Genomic DNA, 8,944 nt, shown 5'->3' on the forward strand with positions numbered 1-8,944 from the left:
GGTTAATCCTCCCTTCGCCAAGGCGGAAGCATATCTGAAGTGATGACTGGCTTATCAGGCACGTTTATGGCGATATTTCTAGAAAAGATGACTGTTTCCGTATGGTTGGGATTTGCATTCATGAGCATTGTCATTAATTGCTCGTCTCCATACACCTGAAAGGCGACACTATCCCAAGTGTCACCTTGTACTGTCCTGTAGATCATTAGAAACTCACCCGCCTTTGCTGCTGGATCATTTGCTGAAACCGTTGTTCAAATGCCGGTTGTTGATCCTGAATGGCCTTGGCTACTTCAGCCGCAATAGACGGCGTCCCTCCTTGAATCGTAACTTGCGGCGCCCAGTTGACCTGTATATTCCCCTCCGTTAAGCTAGTTGAACTGGTGTAACCCATTAAGTCATTTGCTTTCTCCAGAAGGGAGCGGGAACGCGGCTTCTGATTGAGTGGAATTGCAATTTCAGGGCCTGCTTCTCCAAATATAGAAGGACGTAAAGCTATGCCTCCATCCTCAAAACCCGCATAACCCGGAGAACCAGGATCACGTTGCTGCAAACGGTTATATTTTTGACCCGCTGAAGTCCGTAAATCTGGCTTACCGCCATTCTTTATTGTCTTATCAATTTCTATCCAGTCATCTTCTGTAAGTCTAAAATCAGGGACTTGCCCTGTCTGCTCCCATATCAGCATAACATTTATCTTTTTATCACTGGGCATCATGGACAATGTCGTGTTCAGTTCCGAAGCATCCTCCATCGCTTGCTGAAATTGCAGCTTTTGAGCATCAGATAATGTCCTATACTTGGCTGCCTGCTCCTCCAGAGCTCCACCAAGATTATTCTCAATTAAACTTTTTTTATTGTCATAAAGAGTTTCATAAGTGTCTTGGGCAATTACCTGCTCTTCCAAAATACTCTGAAGTTCTTCTGAGCCTTTGTCTCGCTTCTCTTTTATTCTTTTTATTGCATTTTTAAGACCAGGTAGCTGGTTTATATCATTAAAATTAGTACTAGTACCTTCTACATTAAATCCTACCTCACCTGTTATTGTATTGACCTTTTGACGCAGTTCCTCAAGCTGTTCATTTTTTTCATCCGAGTTAGGGAGTTGCATCAACCGTTCATACTCCGCTTCGAATTTTTTAAGGTCGGAAATTGCAGGATCAAGCATACCCTTCTCCATCGCCAAACTTTGGGAACTGCTCTGAAGTTCAGACATCTCTTTTTCAAGCTCAGGAAGATTGTCTTCAGCCTCGTATATTTTGTTCTCAAGGGTGATTTTCAGCAAGTCCTTCTCTGCATCGCTTTCCTGCTTCATAAGGTCCAGCTTCTCTTCAACCTTCCCATTCTCAATTTCGTATTGACTTATTGTCTTAGGATGTAGCTCCTGCAGTTTGGTAGTCACTTCACGTAAACGCTCCTGCTGCTTGGCTAAAGTTTCTGTATTTTTAGCCAATCCTTCTGAACTGGTTGAGCTCTCTTTTATTTTTTCATTCAAATGCCGATATTCCCAGACAAGGTCATTGGTGAGTTTCGCCTTTCCTTGTGCTGCTTCATATTTCTCTCCAGCTTCATCCAGTGCATCGCCCATGTGCAGTAATTCCTGCCGGGCATTTTCCTGATGATGTTTATAAGCGACCACCCCAGCTGTCACTAATCCCAGTGCCCCCACAGCTATCCCCACTGGATTCGTCAGCAGTCCCAGCGCTCCGGCAAACCCGCCAGCCGCAGTGCCTGCCCCGCCAGCTGCACTTCCGATTTTCAGGAAACCCTGAACAATCTTGAGAGTATTCACTCCGATTGCCGCCGCGGGAGCTCCAAGGCCGATGACCATCATGAGCTCTTTATTGTTCCCCATCCATTGAACCAGACCCTGAAGCAGCGGCATCAACTTCTCTCCAAGCGGAACGATCAGTTCGGTCATCATTTCACGGCCGACAGCCTGGAACTGCTGTGTCAACGTACTGTATTTTACAGCAGCAACTTCTTCCATAGTCTGCTTGGTCATGTCGAATTGACTTCGGGTGCTCCCGAGCGCAAGGACGGCTTCGCTGCCAATAGCCGAGAACTGACTGCCGAATAGCTCTCCAGCAAGTTGTGCTTGTTTTACAGGATCTTTAATTTCCTTTAACTTCTGAATCACTTGCTCCATCGCTTGCTTGCCGGTAAGTGAACCGTTCGACAGCCCCTTGAAAATCTTCTCTCCGCTGCCAAGTGTTTTCTGCAGCTCCAGCATGGCTTTCTTCGCAGAATCTCCGCCCGCTTTTAAATCTTTTGTCAGGGTGTCAGCTACAGTCTTTCCCGCCACTTTCAGAAGTTGAGCGTATTCAGCCGAACCTGCACCGCCCTTTACAAGCGCTGCGCTGAACTTGTCCAACTGCTCTGGCGCAAACAATTCGTATATAGAGGCGCTTACTGAGTCAGAGTCACTCATTATTGCTGTACTGAACTCTTTCACTGCATCAGCTACACCTCCAAGCGAAGAGGCCCCATTTTCGATCCCTGCACTGAAGAGGCTGAACATCTCATTAGCTGAATAGCCCATTTTGTCAAAATACACACTATACTCACTTGTCGTATCAAGTAGTTCACCAGATCGGTCCAAGCCCTTCTGTGCCCCTTGAGCCATCAAGTTATAAGCTTGCTCGGAGTTAATGCCAAACCGCTGCATCATCGCATCCACTGCTTTTAAGGAATCAGGCAGCTCTCCTTTAAAAACATCCCGGTAGGTAATCGCATTCTCCGTAGTTTTCTCAAGCTCATCCCCACTTTGCTGCAATACTTTTTTAACCAGCGCCAGAGAGTCACCTAAATCCTCAAAGCCTTTACCATAGTTCTGGCGATAAAGACTGTTAGAGATTTCCTCCATATCCTCCATCTGCTCTGTTGTCATTCCTGTCGATGCCTGCAATTGGGCCATAGCATCAGCGGATTCATTGATTCCGGTCATAATTTTCTTAAGAGGTTCGACACCTGATTTCAATTCAGAGAATAGTTCCTGCTGTCCCTTCATGCCTTCCAAAATGTGGCCAAGTTTAGAAGCACTCTCGCCTAATTCTCCAACTGAATCTTCCGCTGCGTCCGCATCTCGCCGCACATTATCAAAACCTGAAATTCGTGATAACTCCCGAAGAACCCTTGCAACATCTTCTATACTGTCCTCTGCTTCTCCCACCGACCGGCGAAAGGAGGCAGATACAACGGCATTCAATTGATAAACAATATTATAACTATTAATTGCACCACTCGACCCTGCCACGAATTATTTCCTCCTTCCCTTAATCCGGGTAACCCGCTCCACCCATTCTGCCATTTCGCAAAGGGGCAGCGAAAGAAAATACGGAATGGGTGTGTAGGTAAACATGGCCAGAAGGGCGGCGAGATCCTTGACCTCCTCGCCACCCCCACAGCCTACAGCAGCAAAAAACTTTGTGCCCGCAAAGTCAGCTTAGTGAAATCCTTTGCCGGAAGCGCACGGATTAATCCGACATGAACGCCGGCGGCCTTTGCTACAATGTAGGCCTGATAGGCTTTATTCGTCTCCTTAACCAATTCAGTGCCACCATGTCTTGCCGCTTCAGCTTGATATTGACGGTCACAGGCAAGAATATCCACGCCGGTCAACTTGTCGAAATCAATGGTCAAAGTTTCTACAGTATTTCCTTCAAAAGTGACAGGCCGGGCGAAAGTATATACTTCCGCCAAGTCCTCCTCGATTATTTCATTTTCCATTGTTTATCCCTCCCTTATCACAACGCCAAATTTCTTTTAGTAATTTCAAGATAATCTTTGTCAAACACTCTGTGGACATAGTTATATTTGTCGATCTCCAATATACGCTCACCGTTGAGTTCCACCATTAGATAACTAACCGAGAAATTATTCGTAGTCTCCATAGTTGTCGCAGGTTCAAGATTGCCTAGTGACAGCCCCAGTGGTCTTGCACGTACTGTGATCTTTAGCGCGGATTCATTATATTCAGCAGTGGAGGTATTAAACGTCTGAATTGATGCGCGCAGGGTTAGCATATGAACCTTAGGAGCCATTAGTTCAACTGCTTCCTTTTCCATCGTACGCCATTTGAGGGACAGATTCATTACACCGGTATGTCCTGGAGAAGGAGCCTCTATTTCGCCCGAGATTCCTCCGCCTTTGATTGTTTCCACCAGATAAGTAATCTCTGGCAACGTAGCAGTAGCTGTACCCAAATATCTATCCTGATCACTCAAGAAAACTGAATAATCGATAATACGTTCTGATCTATTAGGCATGTTTTTCCTCCTTTAGGCTGTCAATGCAGCCAAATAAGTTGTGTCGTATTCAAGCAGGAATGAGATCTCCTGTGCAGGACCTGGTGGAGTGATATATAAATGGAAAGTAATTTTACCGGACATCAGGTCAGTGGCCTGATTTTCGGAAGCATTAAATTCCACACGACCGCCAAGCAGCGCACCGGATGCCACGAGACCGTTCAGCCAAATATTTACCGAGTCCGTGACTGCAGCGATCAACCGCTTGTTCATCGGATCATCAACCTTTTGCATATAGGTCAGAATCAAGCTGTTTCCGATCCAATTAAACATACGGCGAGCCGGAATAAAGCCGTCTTTCGGATCGGTCGTCCCCGGGAATGAACCTGTGTTGTTCCCCCAGGCTTTCCATCCGCTCGTGCCAAGATTAAGGGCTGTCATAATTCCGAGACTGTTCATATAGCTCACTTGATCGATCCCTAAATACAAGCTCGTCCCATTGGAAAGTGCAGTACCATCGGCTTGAAGTGCTTTATTAGATGGCGATACAAAAGGTACTCCGCCATAGCTCCCATCTGTTGCTGCGATTAGTCCTGCCAGCTGTGTAGAAAAATGATACTGATTATCTCCCATTGTAAGCATGGGGTAGGAGGCAATTTGGAGAGTTCCATTATAGCTATTCTCGGACTTCCAGGTTCCGGCATCGCTATAAGCCTGAGCCGGATCAATATCGGTCAGCGCCATTGCCTTGAAGTTGCCGTTAATGTTGCTGGCTTTGGCTCTCATCACTGCTGCTACTGAAGGGAAATGAGACCATCCAGGTGCAAGCAGTAAATCTGGGAGAATCCCGAAACGCGGATACACTTGGTTAATCAACTCAAAACCGGTGTATTCCCCAGATGATGTAAGACCACCGATCACATCAACCAAGTCTACGGCACTTGGGTTAATCCGGTCATAACCTACAGAGAGCTGTGCTACATTAGCTGAAATGTTTCCACCAGCTTTCACCGAGATCACTACATGGCCGTTATCATTAAATGCGGCAGTAAAGTCGACACCAGCTACGTATGTTGATGTTCCGTCAGACGATTTGACCGTGAGCGTTGGCAACAGTATCCCCTCAGACGTCAGCGTAACTGCACGGTTATTTACAGTGACGGCTTCCGGCGGTACCGTTGTCTTATGCACTGTAGGATCCAGGACATTAACCATAATCAACGGGGCTTTCTGATATAACACGAAATGGGAGTAGATAAGTTCACAGAGAGTATAGTTCTTCCAATCATCACTATAGCCAAACGCGGCTACAGCTTCAGCATAAGTGTAAGCCAGCACTGGAGTATTCACCGGTGCAGCTGTTGAAGCCAGATTAACAGGAGCCGTCCCTACTGCAAACGGAATTCCGCTCATTGCCTCTGTGGGTGCCAGGACTGATGTTGGTTGTTCGATAATTGTTACACCATGTTTATAGACCATTAATTATTCCCCTTTCCTAAAAGCCTTTGATATGCTGCATACTCTGCTGTACCGGACTGAACAATACGTTCCTGCACTGCATTCATCCCATTAACCGGTACGATAAGTTCTTCTACATCCGGCTGTTCCACAATCAGTGGTTGCAAATAAGCAGGAATACCGGCCCGAAAGACAGTTGACTGCAGCAAACGTCCACCTGGCAAGTTCGGGCCAAGATAGATTTTTACTGAATCCAAATTTTCTTTCACCGTTACCACTTGCTCCTCCTGCAATTTAACATTATTTTTAGTTCGACTCATATTTTTACCTCCCGTTTAATTTGCGGTAAAGTCCATGTGGTAATGACTTCACCAACCCATTCGAGCATTGGCTGTTCCTCAATAAGTTTCCATTTCCAGCTATCATTAATAGCGAATTTCTTTTCCAGGATACCTTTCCGCATAAGCAGTATACGTACCCGCTCCATCAGGTTTAATAAATCAATAAATCCTGAATTATCCCGCGGCCGAGTCCTAAAAAGGAGTTTAATCTGGGATTGTATATTATCCTTACCTCCCTCCCCCTCAAATGGTCGGATGATAATGAACGGATATTCGGGATCCTCCTGACTATCTGCAGAATTCGGCGGCAAATCACCTAAATATACATTTGGAACCGCAAATGCATCATCAACCAGCTCATTTTCCAAAAAGGTTTGAATCGCCTTGATCAACAAAAATATCGTCACATCATTTCCCCTTTCGGTAAACACTTCCACTCATAACCACTGCCTGATTATTATGAATTTATTTCATACCCTTTAGAACAGATTAGCTTTAGTAGTCATATCAACCTCCACCTCCTTACAGCCAAGCCGGTTAAGCACATGCTTTAAAATGTCTTTCTATACATACAGGGCATTCGCTAGACAAACTCTCTTATTTCATTAACAAGAGGGCTTATTTTTCTTTGAGCCCGTTGAATATACTCACTTACGCTACCGGCTGAAATTCCAAGCATCTCAGCTATACAAGCATGGGAAAATCCTTCTCCATGCGCCATCATATAGCATTCTCGCTCCCTTTTACTCAATGGCTCTAAAGCATAATCAAGCAATGAACGCCGATCATCTGTAAATGAGTCACTTCGATTAATAGCATCGCTACTGGTAAACAACTGCATTCGTAACGGTTCCAGTAATATTTCACGTTCATATCCGGCACGACGCTCTATCCCCCTTCTATTTCCCGGACGCCTACCTGTGGTCAGCCACTCAATAATGTATTTGCAGTCACTTACCATTCCAGAAATGATTTTCCGGTCATCAGCATCGGCGTTCACATAAGCACATTCGGCTACCTTCAAAGTATTCTGATAATCTGAAAGCATGCCCTCAAGTTCCCTGGTATACGGCAGGGCTGGTTTTTCGGTCCGTACTGTAGTCATCCTTATGCTCCTTTTATGAGAAAAACTAATCATATTTTGTATTTGTAACGTTGTTATACGAACTAATTGAGCACTTATCATTGTATAAATGCGCTTTGTTCATATATCAAACAATTTAAATAAATATGATCTACAATACTCAATATCGTATTTTCCATCAATAATATACTCATTTTCGTATTTAGTCAATTGATTATTGCGAAAAAATACGATATTGAGCATTTACTTATAAAAAAAAAACCTCTATAATGAATTACATCTTAGTAGAAAGAACATTCTGATGATATGAGGAGGACTTGACAGTGCGGAGGGCTGAAGTCTTAAAGAAACTGATCGAGGAAACCGGCCTGAACACAAAAGCATTTGCTGAAAAAGCGGGGATTCCTTATACTACGCTCAGATCAATGTTAATGCGCGGGGTAGGTGGTGCTTCAGTAGATAATGTCATCAAAGTATGCCGTGCTCTAGGAATTACAACTGAAGAAATGGATCGTTTGGCATTTAGACCTGATGAAGAAGTTGTTTCCCACTCGATTCACGAGCTTGCTGAGTTTGAAGCTTTTATTAACAATCCAGAACACAGCCTATTCTTTAAGGACTACCTAGGTGCTCCAGAAGAAAGAAAACGGGAAATGCTTACCTTCTGGAATTTTATTAAAGACCTGGAGAAGAAAAAAACAAATGATCAGTAATAACAACTAGTAAGCATAATCACACATAATCGTGGTGCCAGCCGACGAGCTGGTTTCACGCATCCATATATACGAACATACATTCCCACAACGGAGGCCCATTATGTTTATACATTACAAAAAAACTCATTTAGAGCAATTCATTGAACATATTTATTTAGATCACCACATTACGAGCCCAGAGCAAATTACAATTCATGATCTTTCCATTGAACTAAACATAAATGTACAATATTCCCCTATCAGTAGCCGTGCTTATGAGTCAGTCTCAGGTATGCGATGTATTCTTCTGGATAACCGGATATCTCCAATCAGACAACGCTTTGATTTCTTACATGAGCTCTGTCACATGCTTCGGCACGTTGGTAATCAGATCGTACTTCCCAATCAATTTGTTAAAGCTCAGGAAGAAGACGCTCAAAAATTTGTACTCTATGCGACAATGCCGTATTTCATGATAAGAGCATACGTATTATCAGATGATTACAATCAGGCAATCCATCAACTCTCGAGCATCTTCGGAGTCCCTAGAGAAATGGCTAAGTTAAGGTTTGATCAAATCTTACGCCGTGAATATGAAGGCGAATTATTATCTGGCAGAACATTGCATAATAAATTCAAGAAAAACCCAAACATACAGAGTAACCATGTTAAAGAGACAAAAGTATTGGCGTATTATGACCCCTACAGCAATTTTGATGGGCCTGACCAACTAATTGTTTGTTTAGATTATAAGACTTTAACTACACAATATGAAGTTGTTATTCCTATGGATGAACGGTTCCAAGAAATTGAACTAGAGGCCTTAAATGATATCATTGTGGAATCAACTACAAGCGGGGACTTAATTTGTTTTGATGGACAATTAACACTCCAAGTGCACCAACTTGTCTACAGATACGGATATTCCAAAAGAAATTTTGTACTTCATATGAGGGATATCGTTCAGCTCCTCGAAACAGATCGAAGATCTTTAGAGAAGTTTAATTAGTATAAGCATGATCCTTCCGTTAAAATATACCAAAATCAGGACCACCCGTCCAACGGGTGGTTTGCTCTAGGGGTATAACCCCTCGTTGCCAAACTGCGCCTAAAGACGCT

10 protein-coding genes are annotated in these 8,944 nt (G+C 43.9%); 2 read left to right on the forward strand and 8 right to left on the reverse strand.

Going from position 1 to position 8,944, the window contains the following annotated elements; translation table 11 throughout:
• Nucleotides 1-2 precede the first annotated feature (2 nt).
• The 8 genes from AC3WT9_RS34270 to AC3WT9_RS34305 all read right to left on the reverse strand — a co-directional run bounded on the left by AC3WT9_RS34270 (nucleotide 3) and on the right by AC3WT9_RS34305 (nucleotide 7,151).
• Nucleotides 3-206 carry a tail protein X gene (locus AC3WT9_RS34270; RefSeq protein ID WP_076112944.1) on the reverse strand — a complete coding sequence of 68 codons (204 nt, stop codon included), beginning with the start codon at nucleotides 204-206 and terminating at the stop codon, nucleotides 3-5.
• A complete protein-coding gene (locus AC3WT9_RS34275; RefSeq protein WP_341379921.1) occupies nucleotides 206-3,256 on the reverse strand; it encodes a phage tail tape measure protein in 3,051 nt (1,016 codons plus the stop codon). The genes AC3WT9_RS34270 and AC3WT9_RS34275 overlap by 1 nt, the downstream gene beginning before the upstream one ends.
• 152 nt (nucleotides 3,257-3,408) lie before the next feature.
• Complete coding sequence (locus tag AC3WT9_RS34280) at nucleotides 3,409-3,729, reverse strand: phage tail assembly protein (protein WP_341379922.1); 321 nt, start codon at nucleotides 3,727-3,729, stop codon at nucleotides 3,409-3,411.
• Between the two features lie 17 nt (nucleotides 3,730-3,746).
• Nucleotides 3,747-4,268: a phage major tail tube protein gene (locus AC3WT9_RS34285; protein WP_038597011.1), complete on the reverse strand. Its 522-nt coding sequence runs from the start codon at nucleotides 4,266-4,268 to the stop codon at nucleotides 3,747-3,749.
• Between the two features lie 12 nt (nucleotides 4,269-4,280).
• Nucleotides 4,281-5,726 carry a phage tail sheath family protein gene (locus AC3WT9_RS34290; protein ID WP_341379923.1) on the reverse strand — a complete coding sequence of 482 codons (1,446 nt, stop codon included), beginning with the start codon at nucleotides 5,724-5,726 and terminating at the stop codon, nucleotides 4,281-4,283.
• The gene (locus tag AC3WT9_RS34295) at nucleotides 5,726-6,025 is read right to left on the reverse strand and encodes a hypothetical protein (protein ID WP_341379925.1); all 300 of its coding nucleotides are present in this window, start codon (nucleotides 6,023-6,025) and stop codon (nucleotides 5,726-5,728) included. Before AC3WT9_RS34295 ends, AC3WT9_RS34290 begins: the two co-directional genes overlap by 1 nt.
• Nucleotides 6,022-6,453, reverse strand: a complete 432-nt coding sequence (locus AC3WT9_RS34300) for a hypothetical protein (protein WP_341379926.1) — start codon at nucleotides 6,451-6,453, stop codon at nucleotides 6,022-6,024. Before AC3WT9_RS34300 ends, AC3WT9_RS34295 begins: the two co-directional genes overlap by 4 nt.
• Nucleotides 6,454-6,629: 176 nt before the next feature.
• Nucleotides 6,630-7,151, reverse strand: coding sequence for a sigma factor-like helix-turn-helix DNA-binding protein (locus AC3WT9_RS34305; protein WP_341379927.1), 522 nt, complete (start codon nucleotides 7,149-7,151; stop codon nucleotides 6,630-6,632).
• Nucleotides 7,152-7,453: 302 nt separating this feature from the next.
• On the opposite strand from AC3WT9_RS34305, the gene AC3WT9_RS34310 reads away from it, so the two are divergent.
• Together AC3WT9_RS34310 and AC3WT9_RS34315 are read left to right on the forward strand one after the other, a co-directional pair.
• Nucleotides 7,454-7,843: a helix-turn-helix domain-containing protein gene (locus tag AC3WT9_RS34310; protein WP_052092342.1), complete on the forward strand. Its 390-nt coding sequence runs from the start codon at nucleotides 7,454-7,456 to the stop codon at nucleotides 7,841-7,843.
• A gap of 103 nt (nucleotides 7,844-7,946) precedes the next feature.
• Complete coding sequence (locus AC3WT9_RS34315) at nucleotides 7,947-8,834, forward strand: ImmA/IrrE family metallo-endopeptidase (protein ID WP_341379928.1); 888 nt, start codon at nucleotides 7,947-7,949, stop codon at nucleotides 8,832-8,834.
• The last annotated feature ends 110 nt before the right edge of the window (nucleotides 8,835-8,944 follow it).

The organism is Paenibacillus sp. EB106-06-01-XG199 (assembly GCF_058791575.1).